9 protein-coding genes are annotated in these 22,386 nt (G+C 72.8%); 2 read left to right on the top strand and 7 right to left on the bottom strand.

The window, feature by feature from the left end; translation table 11 throughout:
* Positions 1 to 48: 48 nt before the first annotated feature.
* From ACFCZF_RS14255 to ACFCZF_RS14240, 4 genes are all read right to left on the bottom strand, one after another.
* Positions 49 to 2,409, bottom strand: a complete 2,361-nt coding sequence (locus tag ACFCZF_RS14255) for a UvrD-helicase domain-containing protein (protein WP_376671897.1) — start codon at positions 2,407 to 2,409, stop codon at positions 49 to 51.
* The gene (locus ACFCZF_RS14250; protein ID WP_376671896.1) at positions 2,406 to 8,726 is read right to left on the bottom strand and encodes a Zn-binding domain-containing protein; all 6,321 of its coding nucleotides are present in this window, start codon (positions 8,724 to 8,726) and stop codon (positions 2,406 to 2,408) included. The genes ACFCZF_RS14255 and ACFCZF_RS14250 overlap by 4 nt, the downstream gene beginning before the upstream one ends.
* Positions 8,727 to 8,749: 23 nt before the next feature.
* On the bottom strand, positions 8,750 to 9,721 hold the full coding sequence (locus ACFCZF_RS14245) for a DEAD/DEAH box helicase (RefSeq protein ID WP_376671895.1): 972 nt from the start codon (positions 9,719 to 9,721) through the stop codon (positions 8,750 to 8,752).
* Positions 9,722 to 9,895: 174 nt separating this feature from the next.
* Positions 9,896 to 10,396, bottom strand: a complete 501-nt coding sequence (locus ACFCZF_RS14240) for an ATP-binding protein (RefSeq protein ID WP_376671894.1) — start codon at positions 10,394 to 10,396, stop codon at positions 9,896 to 9,898.
* 126 nt (positions 10,397 to 10,522) lie between these two features.
* On the opposite strand from ACFCZF_RS14240, the gene ACFCZF_RS14235 reads away from it, so the two are divergent.
* Positions 10,523 to 11,392: a helix-turn-helix domain-containing protein gene (locus ACFCZF_RS14235; RefSeq protein ID WP_376671893.1), complete on the top strand. Its 870-nt coding sequence runs from the start codon at positions 10,523 to 10,525 to the stop codon at positions 11,390 to 11,392.
* 8 nt (positions 11,393 to 11,400) lie between these two features.
* The gene (locus tag ACFCZF_RS14230) at positions 11,401 to 11,598 is read left to right on the top strand and encodes a DUF397 domain-containing protein (protein ID WP_376671892.1); all 198 of its coding nucleotides are present in this window, start codon (positions 11,401 to 11,403) and stop codon (positions 11,596 to 11,598) included.
* Positions 11,599 to 11,666: 68 nt separating this feature from the next.
* On the opposite strand, the gene ACFCZF_RS14225 is transcribed toward ACFCZF_RS14230, so the two are convergent.
* The 3 genes from ACFCZF_RS14225 to ACFCZF_RS14215 all read right to left on the bottom strand — a co-directional run bounded on the left by ACFCZF_RS14225 (position 11,667) and on the right by ACFCZF_RS14215 (position 22,310).
* On the bottom strand, positions 11,667 to 17,363 hold the full coding sequence (locus ACFCZF_RS14225) for an Eco57I restriction-modification methylase domain-containing protein (RefSeq protein ID WP_376671891.1): 5,697 nt from the start codon (positions 17,361 to 17,363) through the stop codon (positions 11,667 to 11,669).
* A gap of 121 nt (positions 17,364 to 17,484) precedes the next feature.
* Positions 17,485 to 20,706, bottom strand: a complete 3,222-nt coding sequence (locus ACFCZF_RS14220; RefSeq protein WP_376671890.1) for an SNF2-related protein — start codon at positions 20,704 to 20,706, stop codon at positions 17,485 to 17,487.
* Between the two features lie 197 nt (positions 20,707 to 20,903).
* The gene (locus ACFCZF_RS14215) at positions 20,904 to 22,310 is read right to left on the bottom strand and encodes a serine/threonine-protein kinase (protein WP_376671889.1); all 1,407 of its coding nucleotides are present in this window, start codon (positions 22,308 to 22,310) and stop codon (positions 20,904 to 20,906) included.
* Between the last annotated feature and the right edge of the window lie 76 nt (positions 22,311 to 22,386).

The raw sequence follows: 22,386 nt of genomic DNA, 5'->3' as shown, positions 1-22,386 counted from the left end.
GGAGGGGCCGGCAGCGGCCGGGCCGTGCGAGCCGCTTGTCCTGGCCGACTATGCCGCTGCCGAACCGGATGGCGGGCCGTCGTCCACCAGAAGTTCCGTGGCGTGCCCGGCGCTCCTTGTGGCGTGCTCCGGGAGGAAACGGCTGGCCTTCCCGTTCCATGTGATCACCAGTTCGTCGCGGGCCCGCGTGGCCGCCACGAAGAGTAGCGAACGGGACCGCTGTTCCTCCTGCCGGTAGCGTTCCACCTGTTCGTGCCGGTAGGTTTCGAGCCGCTGATGCGGAATCAGGCCCTCGCTCACCCCGGCGAGGAGAACCCGTTGGAACTCCAGGCCCTTGAAGCCGTGCAGCGTGCCGATGCGCACGGCGTCAACCCCTGCCGGGATGTCCCTGCCGATCTCGCAGGCGTGGATGCCGTACCGCTCGTTCGCCAGGGTGACGGCCAACTGCCTGGCCGCGTCCCGCGACGGGACACCGACCGCCATCGCCGCGTAGGGCGTTCCGTAACGGTCATGGCGTTCCCTGAGAAGCACGGCGATCGCCCGCATCTCGGTCTGCCAGTCGGGCGCACGCCAGTACTGCGGTGCCAGTCCGGTGAGCACGGACCGGTAACCGTCGAGGGTGTCCGGGCTGTCGTCGAGGTCGTCGAACCGCGCGCCGGTCATCAGCCCCTGCGCGCTGCCCAGGATCTCGCGCGTGGTCCGGTAGTTGAGGGTCAGCCGGCGTGAGGCCCGGCCGGGCGTGCTGATGCCCAGCCGTCCCAGCACCACCTGATGGGCGTAGATGCGCTGGTGGGCGTCACCGACCAGGAAGATGTCGTCAGGGCCGGGAGTCACCATCGCGCGCAGCATGCGCCAGTGGGAGGCGGACAGGTCCTGCGCCTCGTCCACGACCACGTGCCGGTAACGGGGCTTGAGCCACATACCGCTCCCGGCCTCGCGGTGGATCAGGTCGAGGCCACCGTGTTCGGCCTTGTAGCGGGCCTGCGCCGTCACCTTGGCCATCCGCCGGCCCTCCGCACGGGCGGCCTCGTCGGCGATGAGCGCGTGCGTGGTGCGGTGTTGCTGGTCCAGATGCGCCCGGTAGCGCTGGACCAGCTCCCACACCCGGTGCCGTGGGAGACGCTGCAGAACGCCCCTGCCCTCGCGTTTGGCCCGGAGGTACATCTGTTCGGTGCCGCACCCCAGGGCGAGGATCACGTGTTTGAACTCCCAGTCCAGGAACTCGGCGTCGAACGCGTACTCGTCGGCCTCGGCGCACACGGTGTGCCAAAGGCTCAGCGCCTGCTCGTCGCTCAGCGGAGGGGGGAGCGGGGACCCGGGGTGCGTCTCCTGGACGACTTCGCGGGCGAGCCGGTCGATCGACTTCACGTCGACCCGGCGCACCAGCTCGTCACCGCCGAGCCGGTACAGCCTGTCCCGCAGGTCCTTGGCGAGGTTGGTGTTGTACGTGGTGAGCAGCACCGGCTTGGTGTGCCCCGAAGGAAGCCGGTCCACCAGGTGTCGCACCCGGTGCAGCGCCACCACCGTCTTGCCGGTCCCGGGGCCGCCGGTCACCTTGGCCGACCCCTTGAACGAGGTGGTGGCCAGGCGGTGCTGCTCGGGGTGTAGGAACAGCCGCCAGGCTTCGAATCCGTCGCCGAGCGCGTCGAGCACGGCGGCGTCCTCGGTGCTGACCCGGGACACCGGACGGCGTGCCGCCATCGCCCAGTCGTGTGGATCCACCTTGTCGTCGGCGCGCCAGGCCTCGGTGATGTGGACCCGGACGTCGGCGGGCTCCATACCGTCGCTCAGGGCGAGCAGGACGTCGCGGGTGAGAGCGGGGAGGTTGTGGCCCAGCAGCGCGTCCAACTGGGCCCGGTCCGTGATCCGCCGAAGCGCCGGAAGCAGCGAGGCGGACACGCCGAGGCGGAGCAGTTCCGTGTCGTCGTGCCGGGCGAACAGGGGCACCGGCAGCGACCGGGGGGCCGGATGAGCGGTGCCGTCGGCCGGTGACGGCAACCCGTCCCCGGTGTCGCCCGCGTCCTCTCGGGGCGGGAGCGCGACGACCTCACGGCTGACCACGCTCTGGTCCACGAGTTCGACGCCCCCGGAGACCTCGTTGATCTCCACGGTGATCCGGGCGAGTTCGTCGCGGGCCGTGTCGCCGACCCGCACGGCGAGGAGGCTGAAGCGGTTCTCGTCGGTCTCCAGCAGCAGAGCCGTCCCGCGGCTGTCGACCCTCGCGAGGAATAGCCGGCCGTTGCGGCCCGTGTCCCGCAGCGGGGTGAGCCGCAGAGCGCGGTTGGAGCGGTCGTCGCGCAACCTGCGGACGAAGTCGCCGACGGCGTTCTTGTCGCCGGGAGCCAGGCCCTTGATGTCCTCGTTGGCCTGCGGGGTCGGGATGACCTGTGTCCTGACCGGGGTGTTCACGCTCCGTCGCCTCCCTCGTCCGTCGCGCCGGACCGCGCCTGACGGACCAGGGCGGCCAGCTCGGTCTCGTCCCAGGCACCCGCGTCCCCGACCCGCCAGCCCGCGGCGTGGCACTCGGACAGATAGCCGGTGTCCTGCGCGTCCTCGGCCAGGACGACGGCGATCCTCGCCGCGGGCCAGGCCAGTTCCAGCGGCCGGGAGACTCCACTCGTGTCCCACCCGGCCTCGGGCGGCGGTACGTCACCCCGCTCCGCGAGCGCGAGCGCCAGCTTCTCGACGGCCGGGTCGCCCATGTACGACAGCTCCCGCAGCACGAGTTGCCAGGCGGTCGTCCGCTCCAGAGCCGTGGGCGTGATGGCGTCGCCGTGAGCGACCGCGGCACCGGTGCCGGAGCCCGTGAGCCGGACGCCGACGCCCTGCTCGGTCTCGGCCCTGGCCGTCCCGGCGCCCTGCTCGGGCTCGGTGTCGGCCCCGGTCGGCCTGGCACCCCGCCGGGGCTCGGTCTCGGCCCCGGTCGCCCCGGCGCCCTGCCCGGGCTCCGCGTCGCCCCCGGCCGGGACCGCGCCGGTATCGGTCAGCCCGGTACCCTGCCGGTCCTCGCGCAGGGCGGCCAGGAGCCCGCCCGCCTGTCCGGCGGTCGCGGCCAGCAGGCCCGCGTCGAAGGCGTCCAGCGCGGTGCGGGCCAGTTGCAGTCCGTCCGCCCGGCCTTCGCCCGACGGGTCCAGGAACTGCAGGACGTTGCCCCAGCACAGCCACGCCTTCCAGCGCCGCCGGTGCTCGGCACCGTCACCGGCGACGGCCTCCGGACGGTCGTCGAGGACCGCCAGCGCGCTCAGCCCCTGCGGTCTGACGCGGGAGTCCCCGATCAGCAGCAGGGGCAGCCCCGAACCGTCGCGTACGGGATACAGCCGCAGCCCGCCCGAGCCCCCGCCGACCGCCGGGCGTTCCCCGCCCCGCAGCGCGGCCTCCACCCACGGCACCGCCGCCTCGGGCCCGGCGTCGACGACGTCCTCACGCCGCGCCATGCTCATCAGGCCCGCCACGGCGAGCCGTGCCAGCACCTGCCACCGGCGCGGGTCCGGGTCGGTCAGGAACCCCAGCAGTGCGGGGATCGCACCGGCGAACAGCCGGTCCATGTACGCCGGGTCCTGCCGCTGCCGCACCCACCGGGCACGCGCCTTGCCGCCCGGCGTGTCGTCGTCGTCCACGGGGTACGGAGGCCAGGCGCCCCGTGCCTGCGGCCCGGCCAGCGCGGGGGCGAGCGCTCCCGCCGCCTCGTCCGCGTCGGCGCCGCCGGCGCGCCCGGACCGCTCGCGCAGTTCCTTCTCCCAGGCGATGACGTCGTCCCAGGTGATCTGCCACACCAGCGTGCCGTCGGCCCGCAGGCGGGCGCGTTTCGCCGCGTCGCCGGCGATCCGGTTGACGGCTTCGGAGGCGTGCCAGCGGTAGCCGTCGAGATACACGGCCACCGGTACCGGGCGCGGCCCGTCACCGGTGGCCGTGTCGTCCGCGGGGCGCAGCAGCAGGTCCGGGACCGTGCCGTGGGCGTCGAGCGGCTTTTGCGCGACGACCTCCCAGTGGACGGGTGAACCGTCCCGTCCGCGCAGGGTGAACCGCTTGCCCTGGCGACCGGTCGGCGTCTCCTCGTGCTCGACCCCGGAGCCGTCGGCGGCGCTCTCCAGCCACCGGTCCAGGCAGTCGATGAACCGCCGCTCCAGGTCGCTCTGCGCCTGCTTCGCGAAACGTCGGCGGTCCACGTCCCCGCCGCCCTCACCGGCTCGGGCCCGTCCGTCCGCCTCCTTGCGGGCGCGGCGGACGTCCCAGCGGCTGTGCCCGTCCACGCCGAGGACGTCGTCCAGCATCCACAGGGCCTCGCGCCGGTCGAGCAGGGGGTAGTCCCGGTCGGGCGCGTAGCCGAGCAGACACAGGTGGCAGGCGCGGCGTCGCGAATCCTTCCCACAGGGGCAGTCCCGCAGATAGGCCTGGGCGCGGGCCAGTACGGCCCGGAACTCCTCGCCGTCGTGTTCGACGAGCCGCTGGAGGTAGCCGGTGCCCCCGGGCAGGGAGTCGTACAGCACCAGGTGGTTGCGGGTCAGGCCGGTCGCCCGGTCCGGTTCGCCGGTCGGGGCGGAGCGGATGTGCGCGGGGTCGCCGCCGTAGCGCAGGGCGAGGCCGAGGTGGAGCGCGGCGGAGAACGACGCGAGCCGCTCGGGGACCTGCAGCGTCGCGGCCGGCAGCAGGACGCGCAGCGCCTCGGTGCGGTGTTCGGCGCACGTGATCACCCGCGCGTCCGCCGCCTGAACGGGCCGGGCCCGGCGACGGGTGGGACACCAGGGCCGGTGGTGCGCCAGCTCGGGCCGGGCCGCGATCGACTCGCTCACCTGCTCCTGCACGGGCGGATGCCCCGCATCCCGGTCGGTGGCCCCGCCGCACAGCGGGCACACGGTGAACGGGCTGACGCTCACCTCACGCCCGGCGAAGAACGTGTCCGGACGCCGCCCCGGCCTGGCCCTGCCCAGGTTGAAACGGCGTACGACCGCCTCCCGTACGTGGTCGAACCCGAAGACGGCGCTCTCGTGCCGCCAGCTCTCCTTGACCGCCGCCGGGTCGACGTCGACCGCCGTCACCGTCGAGTGGTAGCGGCGGCTGCGGGACTCCTGGTCGTCGATGATCCGGGCGTCGTCCCGCCGGTCGCGGGAGGTGACCTTGCGCGGCACGATCACCGAGAACCGCGCTGACCGGCCGCCGATGCCGGGTCCGGCGCAGCGCGGGCACGGCGAGGTGTCCGCCTCGGCGTCCCGTCCGGTGCGGACGTGACCGCACTCCGGGCACACCCGCCACACCGCGATCGCCGGCCGGCTCTCCTCCCCGGTGCCGTCCTTGGTCTGCTCGCCGCCGCGGGGCCGGACGCCGAGGTCGAACCCGTCGACCTCGTGCCGGTAGCCGAGTACGTAGTACGAGTTGCCCGGCGCCAGTTCGGTCAGCGCGGCCTCGGCGGGCCGCTGGTACAGGCGTGTCTCGGTGCGCCACTGGCTCTTCGGCGCGCGCTCCGCGTCCGCCCCCCGGGCCCGCCGGGCCGGTTCCTTGCGGGTGAGGACCGCCTCCAGCCGGACGCCGTTCTCCACCAGGGTGTAGTTGGGCAGCAGCCCCCGCTCGACGAGGAACGCCTGCGCGCCGGACTGGGCGAGGGTCTGCAACTGCCCGCGCACGGCCCCGGCCTCACGGCCGAGAGTCCGCTTCTCGCGGGCCTCGTCCTCGACCGTGTCGTGCAACGCCTCGGCGGCCTCGGCGATCGCGGCGAGCCGGTCCACCAGCTCCGCCCGCTCCGCCTCCCAGACCCTCTCGGCGTCCCGCAGCCGCCAGGCCAGCCACCGCTCGGGCGACCGCGCCGCCGCCGCGTCACCGGCGTCGGGCAGCGGCTCCACGTAACGGCGCAGCTCCTTGTGGGCGTCACGGGAGGCTCCCGAGTCGGGGACCCCCTCGACCTCGGGGAACAGCCGCAGGAAGTCGTCCACCAGGTCGGTCCGGCCGACGACGGCCCGCCCGAAGTGGCGCAGCCAGCCCGCCGGACCGAACAGCGCCGTCGCCCGGTCGGGCAGCGGCAGCACGCCCTCCAGTCTGCCCCGCCCCGCGAGGTCGAGCAGATGGGCGGTGAACTGACGGCGCAGCAGCTCGCTGGCGGACAGGAAGCAGCCCGGCGGAAGGATGCGCCCGGCGATCAGATGCCGGGGCTCGGCCAGGTGGTAGAGGGAGCGCGGGCTGGTGTCGGCGAGGGACACCAGCAGCGCGTTGCCGGTGGAGCGCCCCGCCCGGCCGGACCGCTGTACGTACGCCGCGGTCGTCGGCGGCAGGGAGGCCAGCAGCACCGCCTCCAACTGGCCGATGTCGATACCGAGCTCCAGGGTGGGCGTGCAGGACAGCACGTTGGGGTCGGTGTGCCGCACCCCTTCGCGGAACCCTTTCTCGACCTGTTCGCGTTCCCTGCGGGTCAGTACGCCGGTGTGCTCGGCCGCGACCACGCTGTAGGGGTCGGCCTCCCGGTACAGACGGCGGTAGTAGTCGCCGCGGAAGTCACGTCCGGCCCGCCCCGCGTCCGCCGCCGGGGGCCGCCGCAGGGCGCCGGCACAGCCCTTGAGCGGACAGGGCAGCCCCGCCCACACCCCGACCCGCTCCGGCGGCACGGTCTGCGTCCAGCCGCATTCGCGGCACACCAGCGCGGCGTCGGCCGTCTCGTCGTCGGCGAGCGGACGCACCCGGACGTGCCCGGGGGTCAGCCCGTACACCCCGGCCCGGTCCTGGCCGCGTCCGGCGCGCTGCTCGCCGGTACGCCGGTACGCCAGCGCGCCGATGCCCGGTTCGGCGAGCCGGGGCAGCAGCCTGGCCAGGTAGTCGCCGGCCAGGGAGCGGTCCAGGTCCAGGCAGCGGGCCGTGAAGTCGGTGTACCAGCTCTCCCGGGTGTCGACCCGTTCGAAGTCGCTCCGGCCGGCCCGTGCGCCGACGAGGACGAACGCCGGGGCCTCGGAGCCCCGCCCGAACGCCTGCATCCCCTCCGGGCGACCGCCCCACACGCTGTAGCGGTTGCGGCCCTCCTCGCGGATGAAGGTGTCCAGCCAGGCGTGCCGTATCCCGCCGCTGACCCTGATGTGCTCCAGCAGCCCGCGCACGAACCCCTCGAAGCGGCGCAGCCGTTCGGGCCCGGACGCGGGCACCCCGGCCGGTACGCCCGCGTCCGGGCCGCCGTCCCCGCCTTCCGGGCGGGCAGCAGCTCCCTCGGCCGGTGCCGCCTCGTCGAACGGCAGCTGCTGCCGCAGGACATCCTCGTAGAGGGCCTCGGCGGTCCTGGCCGCCGTCCCCGGGTCGGGCAGGTGGACCTCGGCGGCCACGGTCCGGGTCAGTTCCAGGGTGCGGCCGAGCCGGGCGTGCAGCCCGAACTCCAGCAGCGTGTTGAAGGCCAGACGCTCCCCGACCAGATTCCACGTGCCCTTCGGCAGCCGCTTCCGCCCGGCCAGCAGCCGACGCACCCCGTCCACGTCGTGCAGGTCCGGCGGGACGACGGAGGCCAGCAGCTTCTCCTTGTCCACCGACGCCCGCCGCACCAGCGCCGCGATCAGCTCGTTCAGCGGCACACCGTCCTTCGCGAACTCCGCGTTCCCCGCAGCCTGTTCGGTCAGCTGCTCGTGCACCAGCGAACGCAGGGAGAACTTCCACGCCCGGCTCGCCACGAACCCGGCCAGGTGCGCCGCGTCCTGCACCGAGTCGTTGAAGACCAGGGTGCGGCGCCGGTCGTTCCCGTCGGTGTCCCTCGCGGGCAGCTCGCCACCGGTGAACAACTGGGTGACCGCCACAGAAGCGAGCGGCGCGACGCCCGCGCCGAGGAAGCGGATGCCCTGCGCCTGACCGCAGGCCGGGCAGCGGTCCTGCCGGGCGAACTCGTCGGCGTCCGACTGGAGATACCACATCTTGACGAACACCCCGTTGTCCGGGGCGTCGGCGATCCGGTCGCCGGGCAGCAGCACCTCGTCCGGGTCGACGGGCCGCAGCCGCTCCCCGTTGTCCTCCAGGACGAGCACGCTCGCGTCCCGCGAGGCCGCACCGCGCCGCCGCCGGGCCCGCGCGAGGGCCCGGCGGGCCTCCTCGGCCGCCTCGGCGGGCGTCGCCGCGATCATCGCCCGCACCCGGGCCTTCCCGGCGCCGCCGCCCGCGCTCAGCCGGTAGACGTCGTCGGGGGCGGTCACCAGCTCGGACGGGTTGCGCTCGGGGCACACGGCGCTCCAGCCGGACCGCCCGCAGTGCCGGCAGTACGCCGACGGCAGCCGTCCCGACCGCCGCACCGAACGCCGCCGCTCCTCCTGCGCGGCCGACGCCACGGCCAAGGCGGCGGCCTGGTCGGCGTCCGACCAGGAGAACACCGGCCGGGGCGCCACGAACCGCAGCACCCGCGACAGCGACCGCACCCACAGGTGGCTCTCGACCAGCAGCAGGGGCCGCCGCTCCCCGTCCGGGGCGTCCGGGTCGCGGGCCTCGGAGACCAGCGCCACGAACCGGGCCAGCGCCTCCACGGCGGTCACCGGGTCCCGCTCCACCGCAAGACGCCAGGGCGAACTCGCCGGGAAGCCCCCCAGCACCTCCTCGAAGGTGAGGGGCTGATCCACCCCCGTGGCCAGCAGGTCGTGGGTCACCGGGTGCGCGAGCAGCCGACGCCCCAGCTCCCGGGCGTCGGACGCGTCGCAACCGAGCACGGCCCGCGCCAGCCGGTCCATCCCGCCGGCCGTGGCCGCCGGGTCGGGCAGCGCGGCCACCTCGCCGGGCGGCGGCACGGGCAGCGAGACGTCCAGCGGCTTCAGGAGGCACCCGGCTCCCGCCGGTCCTCCCCGATCACCGCGTCGTCGGGGAAGTACGTGCCGAACACCCGCGAGGCCACGTCCAGCATGGCCCGCGCCCCGCCGGCCCCCGCGGTCTGCGGATCGGTCTCCGGACCGGACTCGCCGAGGGTCGCCGACGTCGCCACCGGGCACACCGACCCGAGCGGCCGCCCCTCCTCGGCCGCCCCCGCGACCGAGCCCAGCCGCCGCAGCAGCATCGCCACGTCCGTGCCCTGCGCGCCGTCGTACGTGTGGAACTCGTCGATCACCACGTACGCGAGGTCCGCGTCCGCCCACAGCGGGGCGTCGAGCTGCCGCTGGAGGAGCAGGTCCAGCATCTTGTAGTTGGTGATCAGGATGTCCGGCGGATTACGGCGTATCTCCGACCGGTCCACCATCACCCGCCCGTACGGGGAGGCCGTCCCCCGGGCGCTCGCCTCGCCGATGTACAACCCGGCGGTCACTTCGGCGAGCCGCGGGTCCTCGTCCAGCAGCCTGCCGAGCCGCCCCGCCTGGTCCCCGGCGAGCGCGTTCATCGGATACAGCAGCACCGCCTTGACGCCGGCCCGTCCCGCCGCCCGCTCCCGGCGGCAGTGGTCGATCACGGGCACCAGGAACGACTCGGTCTTCCCGGACCCCGTACCGGTCGTCACCAGCGTGGGCCGGGGAGCATGCCCGTCCTTGGTGGTGAGCCGCGCGAAGGCTTCCGCCTGGTGCGCGTACGGCCGGAAACCGTCCTGCCACCAGTCCAGGTGCCGCTCCCAGCCGCCGGGCGCGGACCGGAACGGCCGCCGGATGCGCAGGTACGGCCCCCGGAAGAGCCCGTCGGCCGGATCGGTGAGGAAGTCGGTGAGCGCCTCCTGCGTGGCCGGTTCGGCCAGCGCGAACGTGGTGGTCAGGTACTCGACCGCCGTGTCGCGCAGCGCCTGCGCGGCGAGTGTGGGTCTCATGGCGGTCGCGCCCCTCCCGTACGGCCAGACACGGGACGCCCGCCGACGGTTCCCCCGGCCCCGCCGCCCCGCACACGATCTCCACCACCTTACGTGCGCGCACTGACAGTAAGGAACGAATCAGCCGGAACGGACTGGTGAGGGGCCTGCCGGACCCGACCGGCGTCCCGCCCGTCAGGAGGGGACCGGTGCCGCGTACTCCGCCCACACGGTCTTCCCCGGCGCCCCGCCCTCCCGGGGCCGCCATCCCGAACGGGCGGCGAGCGCCGCCACGATCGCCAGTCCGCGCCCGGTGTCGTCCAGCGGCCGGACCGGACGGGTGACGGGGAGCCGCTCGCCGACGGTGTCGGTGACGGCGACGCGGAGGACGACGGGCCTCCCGGCGGGGGCGGGGTCGGGGGCGGGGTGCGCGCCGAGGTCCAGCCGGAAGTCCCGGCCGGGCACCCGTGCGTGCCGCACGGCGTTGGCGCACAGCTCGGCGACGATCAGCGTCACGTCGTCGTGCGCGGCCGTGCCGTACGCCCACCCCCACGCGTCCAGTCGCACCCCGGCCAGCCGCCGGGCGAGCCGGGCGCCGCGTGGGGTGCAGCTGAACCGCATCCCGAAGTGGCGGACGGGGATGAGGGGTTCGGGGTCACCGGTGAGAGTGGTGGGAGAGGTGGCTTCCTTCGTCATGCGGACAGGATTCGGCCCGGTCGCGTAGCGTGACCAGTGGTGACGCGCTGACGCGGGCGGGTTGTACGCGGCCGTCGGCGACGTTGTCGGCGGGGCTGGGCGTACGGGACGGGCGGGTGAGGGCCGATGGAGCCGACGGAACTGGGCACGGACGTGGACGACACGGCGGGGGAGACGGGCTCCCGGCCGGAGGACGATCCGGGTACGGGGGTGGTGGCCGCGTTCGGCCGCCAGCTGAAGCTGCTGAGAACGGCGGCGGGCATGGAGCGCGCGGAACTGGGCAGCCGGCTGGGCTACTCGGCCTCCAGCATCGCCTCCTACGAACAGGGGCGCCGCATCCCGCCGCCCCGGTTCATCGAGCGGGCGGACGAGGTGCTGGGGGCGGGTGGGGTGTTGTTGGCGTTGAAGGAGGAGGTGGCTCGGGCGCAGTATCCGGCGTTCTTCCGGGATGCGGCGAAGTTGGAGGCCGTCGCCGTTGAGCTGCATCTCTACGCCGCCCTGGCTGTACCGGGCCTGTTGCAGACCGAGGAGTACGCACGAGCGGTGTTCGGGATGCGTCGTCCCTTGTTGGACGAGGACACGATCGAGCAGCGTGTTTCAGCACGGCTGGCCCGCCAAGAGATCTTCTCGCGCAAGACGTTGCCGACCTTGAGCTTCGTGATCGAGGAGGCAGTGCTCACGAGGCCGATCGGTGGACAGCGCGTCATGCGGGGGCAGTTGGAGCAGATCCTCCTCCACGGTCAACGGCGCAACGTCGTCATCCAAGTAATGCCGCACGATCGAGAGGAACACAGCGGCTTGGCAGGGCCGTTCACCTTGATCGAAACGCATGAAGGGCGCAGGATCGCCTATGTGGAGGTGCAGCGTCACAGTCGTCTCTACACCGAGCGAGAGGCAGTCCGAGACATCGAGGCGCAGTACGGCATCCTGCGAGCGCAGGCACTGACGCCACGTGACTCGATGGCCTTCATCGAGAAGCGGTTGGGAGAGGGATGAACGGCGGCATGACGAACACGAATGATCTGGCGTGGATCAAGAGCAGCTACAGCAGTGGAGAAGGCGGCGAGTGCGTGGAGGTCGCAGCCGCCCCCGGAACGGTCCGCGTACGGGACTCGAAGCGACCGACGGACGCGATCGTGACCGTCTCCCCACAGGCGTGGGCCGGGCTGGTCGCCTTGGCCGTCACGGACCTGAGCGTGTGACGCACCGCAGGACATGAGCCCTGCCACCCGTCTCGGTGGCAGGGCTCACGTTATGCGGCGCCGAAGTCCTACTCCCCACTGCTTCCGGGCGGCTCGGTGTCGCCCGGCTCCCACCCGACGGCCCGCATCCGGCGCGTGAACTCCGCGTGCGCGGCCTGCATCTCCTTCACCCGGTTCGCCGGGTACAGCGGGCCTTCGTATCCTTCGGGCACCTTGCCCTCGAACGGGAAGTCGTCATGTGAACTGAGTTGCTTCCACGCGTCCTTGGGCTGGCCATAGCCGTGCTGTTGATGTGCCTTGGCGATCTTCCGCCCCGTGGCGTCGAACCACATGTTCTCCTCATACTGCTGAAGCACGGGGAACCGGGCCCGGTACATCGCGACCAACTCCTCCGCGCTGATGCCCAGCCACACAGCCACGAGCGCGTCGATCTCGACCAGAGCGGCACGCCGGTCGAACTCGGAGCGGAGTGGGGTGTCACGCGTCCAGTCGGGACCGACGCCTGTGGAGAGGCTCGGACGGGCGGACGGCCACTCGTCCTTTGCCGCCCAGTCGTCGTCGGCCCAGGAGGCTTCGTACAGCTTGGACCAGAGCCGTGCGTAGGCGTTCGTCTGGGCGTTGAGGCGCAGGGTTCGGATAAGAAGGGCTGAGGTGAGGGGGTGGCCAGAAGTATGAGCAGGCATGACTGGCGCTTCCCCTACCTGCAAGTCTGAGCGACCCGTTGCACGCAGGAAATAGTCGAGCGGCAATGCAGACCAGTAACCGGCGCACAACACCGTATCGAGTTCGGTGGGCAACGACATGCTGTGTACGGCGTTGACATGCGCCGGGCCAGACGGAACGAGTCCCGCGAACAAGCTGCGCTCCGTGTTTGAAGCGATCTGACGCCGCCATGCCAGCCGTGTGAACCGGCTGTAGGGGCGCGACGACCACTCAAGCAGAGTCGCCTGTCGCTCCTGCTCGGTCTCCAGAGCGGCAAGGAGTTCGCCTACGCGGTCGTCAGTCGTCAGCTCTTTCTGTAGCTCTCCATCCACCCACGTGCGGCGTCCCAGGGCCGCGAAATAGGTGCCACGCGTGCAACTGTCCGGTCGCCGGTAATTGGTACGCGGCACCGCGTCCTCCGCAAGCCCCGCGACATCCCAGGGCTCCATCTGAAGCGAAGTCCGCGCACCCTCCACCGGCCGCTTCGCGAACGGCGTGGCGATGCCGAAGAACGGCCCCTGGAGGATCACGTCCTCCCAGTTCTCCGCAGGGCCGGAATCCCAGGTGAAGTAGCCCGCCGTGCGGTCGTTCTTCTCGTCGAAACCGCGACTGATGCGCGGCCGGAGCGCCCCGAGCCGGTGCGGCCACCTGGCCAGTGCCGAGATGGCCGACTCCTCGGACACCGTCACGGGAAACAGCAGCTTGGCTTCTTCAGCGGGCCCCTCCTTGTCTCCTGTCAGTTTCTGCCAGTCGGTGAGCGTAGACGTGCTCACGGACACGACGCGCTTCAGATGGGGCCGTTGGTCCCAGCTTCCCGCGTGCTTGATGCCGGGGGCATCGCCCTTGCCGTCGTGACGCAATGACTCGGACAAGACCAATGGGTGAACCAGCCAACTCAGATGCTGGAACCCGATGGCCCGCTTCCTGCCGTAGACGTTCACGCTGAAATGCGTGCTGTGGTCGACCGGCTTGGCGAAGAGGTAAAGCTCGTTCACGAAGTCGGCGTGCAGACGGAGATGCTGATAGGCGGCGCGCCGCAAGGGGCCTTCTTTTGCCCCCGTCAGATGAGTGGACGGGTGAATGAGCCCCACGGCTCCTCTTTCTCCCGTCGCCCTCCACGAGAGCAGCATGAACCCCCGATACACATCCGGCTGCGTCCCGACGAGCTCCGGACAGGTGTCCGGCGAAGCCAGAAACTCGGTCGTCCCCGCCGCCCCCGCCAGCTCCCCCAGAAACGCCGCCCGCGCATCCCCCCGCTCCAGCACCGCCGACTTCCGCTCGGCCCACGCCTCGTTGCCCGGCTTCTCCGCCAGCTCGAACCACGGCTCGAACTCGGCGAGGACCTCGCTCTCCTTCCACTCCTGCTTGACCCACGGCGGATTCCCCACCATCACGTCGAACCCGCCCTCCGCGAACACGTGGGCGAAGTCCAGCTCCCAGTGGAAGAACCCCCGGTCCCGGGCGATCTGCACGGCCGTCCCGTGCCACGGGAACAGGTCGCCCAGGTCGAGGAAGGACACCCAGGCCGACAGCCGGGTCATCCGCCCGTCGAGTTCCTGCTCGAAGGTGTCCAGGTCCCGCAGGCCGGTCACCTTCGGCATCTCGAAGAGCGAGGTCGTCCCCTTGGCCCTGGCCTCCGCCTCGGAGTCGGCGTCGACGCGGCCGACGAGGGCCTCGGCGAACTCGATCCAGTCGTCCAGCGACCGCAGGGCCACCCGGCGGTCACCGCCACCCCGAGGAGCCTTCTTCAGGTCCCGGCCGTCACGAAAGTAGTCCGGTGCCGTGCCGTCCAGCAGGGCGACCTGCTCCAACGGCCAGAACCACAGGGCGCACCAGGCGTCCATGAGCTGCCGCAGCCGCCAGTACGGGCTGCCGGGCGCGTGCAGGGCCGCGACGACCGCCGCACGGTCCATGACCGGCCTGGCGCCCGTCTCACCGGACGGCGCGTCCGCGCCCCACACCGGAACCTGCCGCGAGATCTCCCGCTCGGAGAGTTCCAGACGGAGCCGTACCAGGCCCCACAGGTACTCCACCCGCTCGGCCAGCGCCATCAGCCGGCCGGTCTGGGACCGCCCGCCGGGCCTTTCGTCGTCCTCATCGCCGGCGGTGGCGGTCCGGGCGGACACCTGGGACCGCGCCGCCCGCGCCGCACGAGCCGATGGCACGGAAGCGGCCGGGACGGCCTGCGCACCGGAGCCCCCGGAACCCTCCGCGCCACCGGAACTCTCCGGCTCCCCGGAACCGCCGAAGTCCAGCCCCGCCTGCTCCCAGATCTCCAGCCCCAGCTCGAACGCGCCCTGCCCGGACCGCGCCTCCGACTTCGCGGCCCGTTCCTGCGGCGTCGCCCGCACCACCTGCGCGGCAGCCGACGTACTCGCACCCGCAGCCGAACCCGCCCGCTTCGACGTCTTCACGCCCTCCGGCGCCCGCCGGATGCGCGACCGCCACCGCTTCAGCGCCTCGATCCGCTCAGGCTCCAGCCACTGGGCGACCGCCCCGGCCACCACACTCACCGGCGTCTGGTCCGCCGCGTGCTTCTTCGGCTTGCGCACCGACACGGACTCGGCGACCGAGCCCCAGCCCAGCGCCGGCAGCAGGAACTGGTGCACCGACCGCCCCGGCAGCTTCTGCGGGAACGGCAGCACACGCGGCTGCTGCTGGTCCCCGGCCTTCAGCCAGCCGCCCTCGCTCAGCCCCTTGCCCGGGTACACCTTCCGCGACGCGCCGACGAGCGAGTTGCCCCGGTGCAGGTGCAGCCCGTACCAAGGGGCCCGCATACCGGGGTACATGGTGTTCAGCCACAGCGAGATCTCCGCCAGCTCCACCGCCGTACGGTTCAGGTCGACGCCGTAGGCGTTGTGCAGGGCGATGTAGGCCTTCGCTTTCTGCAGCTCGCGCGGATACTCCTCCGGGTCGATCTGCTCGCCCCGCTCGTGCTGGGCCAGCCTCAGGTACAGCTCGGCGAGCTGGTTCACGGCCTCGTTGAGGAACGCGCCCGAGCCCAGGGCCGGTTCGCACACCCGCCAGCGCAGCACCTCGGCGGCCGTGACCCGGGACCTCTCCGGCTCACGGGGGTCGATCCGGCCCTTGTCGTCGAGCCGGAAGCGCAGGGTCTGCTCCACCGTGGCCTCGGTGAGAGACTTCGGGGTGTAGTAGGAGGCGCTCGTCTGCCGCTCACGGCCGGCCAGCCGGTAGACGTACGAACCCACCGGGTGCACCACCGAGTCCGGTACGCCGGTCTCCGGATTGATGCCGTCCGCCTTGACGAAGACGCTGTCACCCGGCGTGTCCGGATACAGTCCGGAACGCACCTGCGCCTGATTGATCAGCCAGCTCCCGCCCTCCGGGTCGCCGCCCTTGGCGACCTCGTACAGCGGCTCGGTGGCGACTAAACCCGAGTACGCCATCAGGCCCTCGTACACCGCGCCGAGTTGGTCGATGCTCAGGTTGGCGTAGCTGATGAAGCCTCCGCGTCCCTTGTTGCCCTTGCCCTCCACCAGGGTCAGATGGCGCAGCACCTGGTGGAGCACCTCGTTGCGCAGGCGCAGGTCCAGCGGCTTCGCCGGGGCGGGAGAGCCGTCGGGGCGCACCCGGTCCGGGTAGGGGACGCGGCGGCCGACCAGCCTTATCGACTCGGGGTCGAACAGGCGGGAGCGCAGGGCCTCCACGCGGACGTCGTCGTGGCCGTCGTCGTCGGCCAGCGCCGGCGCCTCCTCGGCGAGGACGGAGGCCGAGGCACGGTCGGTGACGGTCCCGGCCAGCGGATGGCCGTGGTAGACCCGGTCGAAGAGCAGGGCGAGCGACTCGTGGAAATGGTGGCGGCGGCGGGAGGCGCTGCCCAGCTTGTCCGGCACGGCCAGCTCGCGCAGCCGGGCCACGCTGTAACCGGTGGCGTACGCCTCCGACTTCACCGGCAGGATGTTCAGCTCCGGCCGAGCCTCCGCGTACAGCAGGAACAGGATGCGGTACAGGTAGCGCAGCGACTCCTCGGTGAGCAGGCGCGGCAGGTCGCCCGGCTCACGCAGCTCGTCGGGCAGCCACTCGGGCAGGTCCTCGGGATGCACGCCGTGCTCGGTACGGGCCCGCTCCAGGACCTCGTTGGCGATGAGCTGCACCGACTTCTGCAGACCGACGCGGAGTTCGGCGGTGACCCCCACCGAGTGGTCCCGGGAGGCGGCGACCAGCCGGGCGATGCCGTCGTCCGCGCCGCCCTCGCCGGGCCGCAGCGAATCGGCCGCGAAGACCGCCGCGATCAGGTCGATCTCGTTCGCGCGCGCCCCCTTGGCGGCCTTGCGGGGCAGCGCGGTGTCCAGCCGTACCGCCAGGTAGCGGCCCCGGGAGAAGGCGTGCCGGTCGGCGAGGACCACCACGCCGCCGAAGAGCAGCAGCGCGTAGCGGGGCGCGTTCTCGGCGTTGAGCAGCCAGGACGCCAGTTCACGGACGGTGGTGAGGGTCTTCGACGCGGACACCCGCACCGGCACCGGCAGCAGGTTCGCGGTGCCGTCGCCCCGGGTGGCGTCCAGATCTTCCGCGAACCCGCCCGTCAGGACGACGATCCCGGGCTCGTGGTGGGCGACGGGGGCGGCGACGGGCCCGGTCGGGGTACGGACGGTGAAGTGCCCGGGGGAGGGGGTGAACCCGAGGGCGGACAGCAGCCGGCGGTGCCAGCCGTCCAGCGCCTCGCGCCACTCGTCCTCCACATCCGGTACGTACGGCTCGTCCGGGTCGTCCGAGTCGTCCGTGACGGGCTCCGCGGGCTGGAAGGCCGGAGGATCGGCGTCGGGGCCGGCCGCTCGCAGTACCTCGGTCGCCGCGAGCTGCGCGGCCATGTCGGGCGCGTACGGCAGCCGGTTGTACTTGTCCGCCTCCGGACCGAGCACGGCCCGTACGTCCATGTACGGGCGGGTCAGGTCGCGCAGCGCCTGCCGGGGCGTGGTCGCACCCTGCCGCTCCAGCGCCGCCCACTCCTTCAGCGGACCGCTCGCCAGCTCCTTGGGCAGGATGTCGTCCAGATAGAACGAGGGGAAGTACTCGTTCTCGTTGATCAGGGAGTCGAACGTCATGCCTGCGGCTCCTGCCGACTGCTCGGAACGGGGAGGGACGGTGGTGGTGGCGACACCACCGGGGCGGGGGAGGGGGGCGCGTCGGCCGTGATGGGGCCGGCGCGGCGGAGAGCGGAGCCGGTCATGAGCCGGCCTCCAGCACGGCGAGCACCCGGACCATGGGCTCGCCGGCCGTCTGCGACCGGGCGGCGATCCGGGCCAGCCGGTCCGCCGCCTCCCGCTGCTTGGGCTTGCCGCCCTCGAAGCCCGGCAGCGTCTGCTGCCGCCACTCGCCGATCCCGCGTTCGAGGTCACGCAGCGGGGCGTCCACCCGCTCCTCCGCCACCTCCCTGACCCGCTTCATCGCCCGCCGGGTCTCCTCCACGGCGGGACGCACCAGTGGCTGGAGCGTCGTCGCGGCGTCGGAGGGGGTCCAGTGGTCCGGCATCCCGGGGCCCACCCCGAGTGCCGCGAGCAGGTCGGGGGTCAGCTCGCGGACGCGGGGCGTGGCGGAGCCGAGCCGGTCGATCGCCAGCCAGGCCACGGCGGTGGGGCGGCCCTCCGCGTTGGACCACACCCCCTGCGTCAGGAACACCGGGTCCGGTGCCTTCTCCGGCCCCACCTGGAGCACCAGGGCCTGCTGACGTCCGTACTCCATCAGCACCTTGTCGGTGATCCACTCCACCACCGGATGCAACTCGCCCACGTAGTGCGCGTCCGGCCACAGCGACGTCGAACCGGCGTCCTCCCGGGCCCGCCGCAGCGAGTCCGCGGCGTCCTCCCGGCTGAACGTGAGGTTGATCCGCCGTGTGATGCCCTGGTCACGGACGTAGCCGGGCGGCAGGACGTCGAAAAGGTCGGCCAGGTCCCGCGGCGGCTCGAAGCTCAGGTCGGTGCCCGCGACGGTGAGCCCGGCCCGCAGCCCGCCGAGATCCGGCAGCTCGGCGAGACCGGCCAGGACGAACTCCCGCCGGTTGCGCTCGGGCGATCCGGAGAAGAAACGCAGCTCCTCGACTGTGGGGATCGTGGGGGTGTCCGAGGCGGGGGCCTCCGACGAGCCCGCGCCCGAGTCTGTGCCCGAACCCGCCCTCGTACCGTCGCCGTCCTCCTCCATCCCGTCCCCGGCCGCCGGCGGGGCGAAGTCCCCGAAGTCGTCCAGGTCGATGTCCAGGTCCAGGTCCAGGTCGGAGGCGGAGCCGAAGGCGCTCCCGTCCGGCGTACCGTCCTCGGCCACCGTCGCGGCGACGTGGGCCGGAGAGTCGACGGGCGCGGGACCGGTGCCGAACTCGCTCATCGTCAGCCGCTCGACCGGAAGCGCGGCGGCGTCCGTACCCGGTGTCCCCTCGCCCTCACCCGGCGCGAATGCCTCCACGGGGACCGCCTCCAGGTCCGCCACGGCCTCCTCGGACGTGGCCCGGCCCAGCAGCGCCTCCATGACCCTGCGCTCCTCGCGGGCCCCGTCGTTCTCCCGGGTGACGGCCTCCACCGCGCCGAGCACCTCGTGCACCCTGGCCTCGCGGGCCAGCACCTTCTCCGCGACGGTCCGGTCGTCGAGCGCCCCCTCGACCTCGCTGGTGAGCAGCAGGGCGCGGAACTCGGGCCGGCAGGTCTGGCCGTAGCGGTCGATACGGCCGTTGCGCTGCTCGACCCGGATCAGGCTCCACGGCAGGTCCCAGTGGATCAGGTGGTGACACTGGCGGTGCAGGTTGACGCCCTCGGAGGCGCCGTCACCGGTGAGCAGCACCCGGATGTCCCCGCCCGCGCGGGCGAACTCGTCGACGTAGCCCATCTGGACCGTGTCGGAGACCCCGCTGTGCATCACCTTGACGGCCGCCTCGCCGTCCTTCGGGTCCGTCCAGCCCAGCAAAGGCGGCAGCACCGTGCCGAGCCAGTTGAGGGTCTCGCGGCGCTCGGAGAACACGACGGCGCGGGCCGCGCGGCCCGGCCCCACCCTCACCTCGTCGCGCAGCTCGGCGACGAGTCCGGCGAGCTTGGCCGTGGCGCCCGTACCGTCCGCCGCCGTCCGCTCGATGCGCCGGGCCAGCTCGGTGAGCCGCAGCAGGGACGACACCTCGCGCACCGCCGGGGACTCCGACGGACCGGCCGGGGAAGGGTCCGTGACCTGCTTGTGGCCCTCGGGCAGCGCGTGCCCCAGCGTGGCCAGCTTCTCGCGGGCCGTCGCGAACAGCGCCCGGTGCGAGGAGAGGAACGACTTCAGCAGCACGTACGGGAACAGGCGCTCGTCGCCCCGGGCGCCGGGTCGGCCGGCCCCGGGGTCGGCCAGCCACACCGCCGCCAGCTCGGCGAACACCTCCTCCTCCAGCTCGCTCGCCCTCACCCGCAGGGGGCGGGACGCACCGCGCGGTGCCCACTTGTCCTCCAGCACCCGTGCGACCTCGTCGCTCACCTTGGTCCGCCGCACCATCAGGTGGTGCAGCTCCTCGGCCCTGGGACGGGCGGCGTCCCGCACCGCCATCGGGTCCAGCAGCCGGACCAGGCCGGTGAAGGCCCGCATCTCGCCGTTGTGCGGGGTGGCGCTCGCCAGCACCAGCGCGTCGGTCTGGTGGGCCAGCACCTCGGCGAGCTCCCGGCGGTCGCTGCCCCGGTTGAGCAGATTGTGCGACTCGTCCATCACCACGGCGTCCCACTCGACGTCCCGCAGCCAGGGCCCGTAGCGCTTCTTGTTCTTCAGGGTGTCCATCGACACGATGACGCGCTTGTAGTAGGTGAACGGGTTGCGCCCCACCGGGATCTTCCGCTCGATCCGCGAGATGCCCGCGCTGTCCAGCCGGACCAGGGGCAGGGAGAACCGCGTCCACATCTCGTGCTGGAACTGCTCCAGCACGGGAGCCGGCGTCACCACCAGGATGCGCTCACCACGGCCGCGCCGGATCAGCTCGCCCAGCAGGATTCCGATCTCCAGGGTCTTGCCGAGGCCCACGACATCGCCGATCAGCAGCCGCGGCTGGAAACGGTTGGCGAGAGCCTTCACCGCGGGCCGCAGCTGGTAGTCAAGCCGGTCCAGCAGGAACCCCTCGGTCAGCGCGAGCCCCTGCTCGCCCTGCGGAAGCGGCAGCCTGCGCCGCACCGCTTCGAGGAACAGCCGGCCGACCCGGTACCCGTCGGACCTGTCGACCTCCAGCCTGGTGTCCTCCGGCAGCAGAACCCGCGGCATGCCGTCGAGTGCCGTCAGGAACCGCGCGGTGTGCCCGCGGACCAGCTCCGAGGCGCCGATCGCGTCGATCGCGTACTCGCCCGCCCGCAGCTCGTTGCTGCTGCGTACCAGCCATTCCTCGTCCCGGACCTCGATCAGCGTCCCGGCCGGGGGCGCGCCGCAGGGAAGACCGGAGGCGGTCTCGGACATGACGGACGTTCCTTTCGACGGAGGCCGCGGGGCGACACCCGGGTCGCGGGCACGGTCTCGGTGTGAGTGTTCCTTTGTACCGTTCGCCGCCCGTCGACCGGGCGGGCACCCCGGAATCGGTCACGGCGGCGGGACCGGCGTGAGCGAGCGTCGTCGTCGGGGACACCGGCCCCCGGTGTTGCGGGTGGGTACCCCGCTCACAGACGTCCGCTGTGCGCGTACGCGCGTCGCAGGGACTCCGCCGCCTTGAGCGCGGCCGGCGGCGGACCGGACGCCGCGGGCTCCGCCGGCACCGGGGGCGGCGCGGGCTTCGGCGGGGCCAGACGGTAGCTGGTGACCTTGGCGGGGTCCCCGGCGGCAGCCCCGCCTTCCGGTGTCCGCCCCGCCTCCTCGTCCACGACGGTCGGTACGTACCCGGCGGGAGGAGCGTCGTCGGGCGCAGGGGCAGACGCAGGCGCGGGGGCGTCGGCGAGGTCGGCCGCCGCCGGAAGCTCCTCCGCCGCGTCCTCGTCGGCCAGGAACTCGGCGAACAGGTCGTCGGCGGGCGCCCACGGCGCGTCCGGACGGTCGCCCTCGTCCACGGCCCGCTGGGCGGCCGGCCGCACCTCGGGGTCGGGCCCGTCGGCGAGCGCGCCGGGGGGAAGGACCGGCACGAGCCCGGACGAGTCGACCAGGGCCCGGAGCTGTCCGGCGGCGTCCTGCGGAGTGAGGCCGTGCTGGGCGAGCAGCTGCACCAGACCCTGCTCGATCTCACCGAGCAGGGGCCGCTGGACCGCGACGTGCACCAGCATCCGGGACAGCAGCGGCACGAAGGGCGACGGCACCCGCCCCCAGCCAGGCTCCACCGGAATGGGGCCGTGGGGAAAGGCCACCCGGCCCGTCGCGGCGTAGTGAAGCACCGCGCCGAGAGAGTAGACGTCGGCCGGCTCCTGGACGTGCTTGGCGTCGGTCGCCTGCTCCAGGGACATGTAGGCCGGAGTCCCGAAGCCCGTACCGGTCTTCGTCAGGGCCTCGGCGCTGTCGCGCTCGGTCAGCACCGCCAGGCCGAAGTCGAGCACCACCGGGCCGTCCGGGCCGATCGCGATGTTGCCCGGCTTGAGGTCCCGGTGCAGCAGCTTCACCTCGTGGATGGCGCGCAGGGCCTCGACGAGGGCCAGACCGACCGCCGCGTACGGGCCGACCTCCAGAGGACCGCGGGCGTGCACGAGGTGGTGGAGCGTCGGGCCGTGCACGTAGTCCATGGCCAGCCAGGGCCGTGCCGCGTCGGCGTCCGACGCCAGGAGGGACGGCACCCGGGCGCTGACGACGGTCCCCATCGTCTCTATCTCCTGCCCGAAGCGGGCACGTGCCTGCTGCTCGGAGTGCTCGCTGCCGTCCGTCAGCTTGTCCGGCTTGATCACTTTGACCGCGGCGAGCACAGGACCGCCGTCCGGCCGCTGGTCGACGTCCGTCAGGTGATAGGCCGCCTCCAGCTCCGGCGGGAGGTCCTCCAGCCGGAGCCTGCGCGCCAGATAGGTCCTGCCCATGCCTCCCTGACCGAGGACGGCGAGCAGCTCGAACGGGCCCAGCACAGCCGGGTCCCTCTCCATGTCCAACGCCTGCATGCCGCTCCGCGTCCCCCCGCCCCTCGTCCTTGGATCAGATCCGGCCGGCGGCAGAGGAACGGCTCGGGAGCCCGTG

It is taken from the genome of Streptomyces sp. NPDC056296 (assembly GCF_042268605.1).
Lineage (GTDB): Bacteria > Actinomycetota > Actinomycetes > Streptomycetales > Streptomycetaceae > Streptomyces.
The sequence above is the reverse complement of the archived record's forward strand: the minus strand, read 5'-3'. Positions and strand labels throughout refer to the sequence as shown.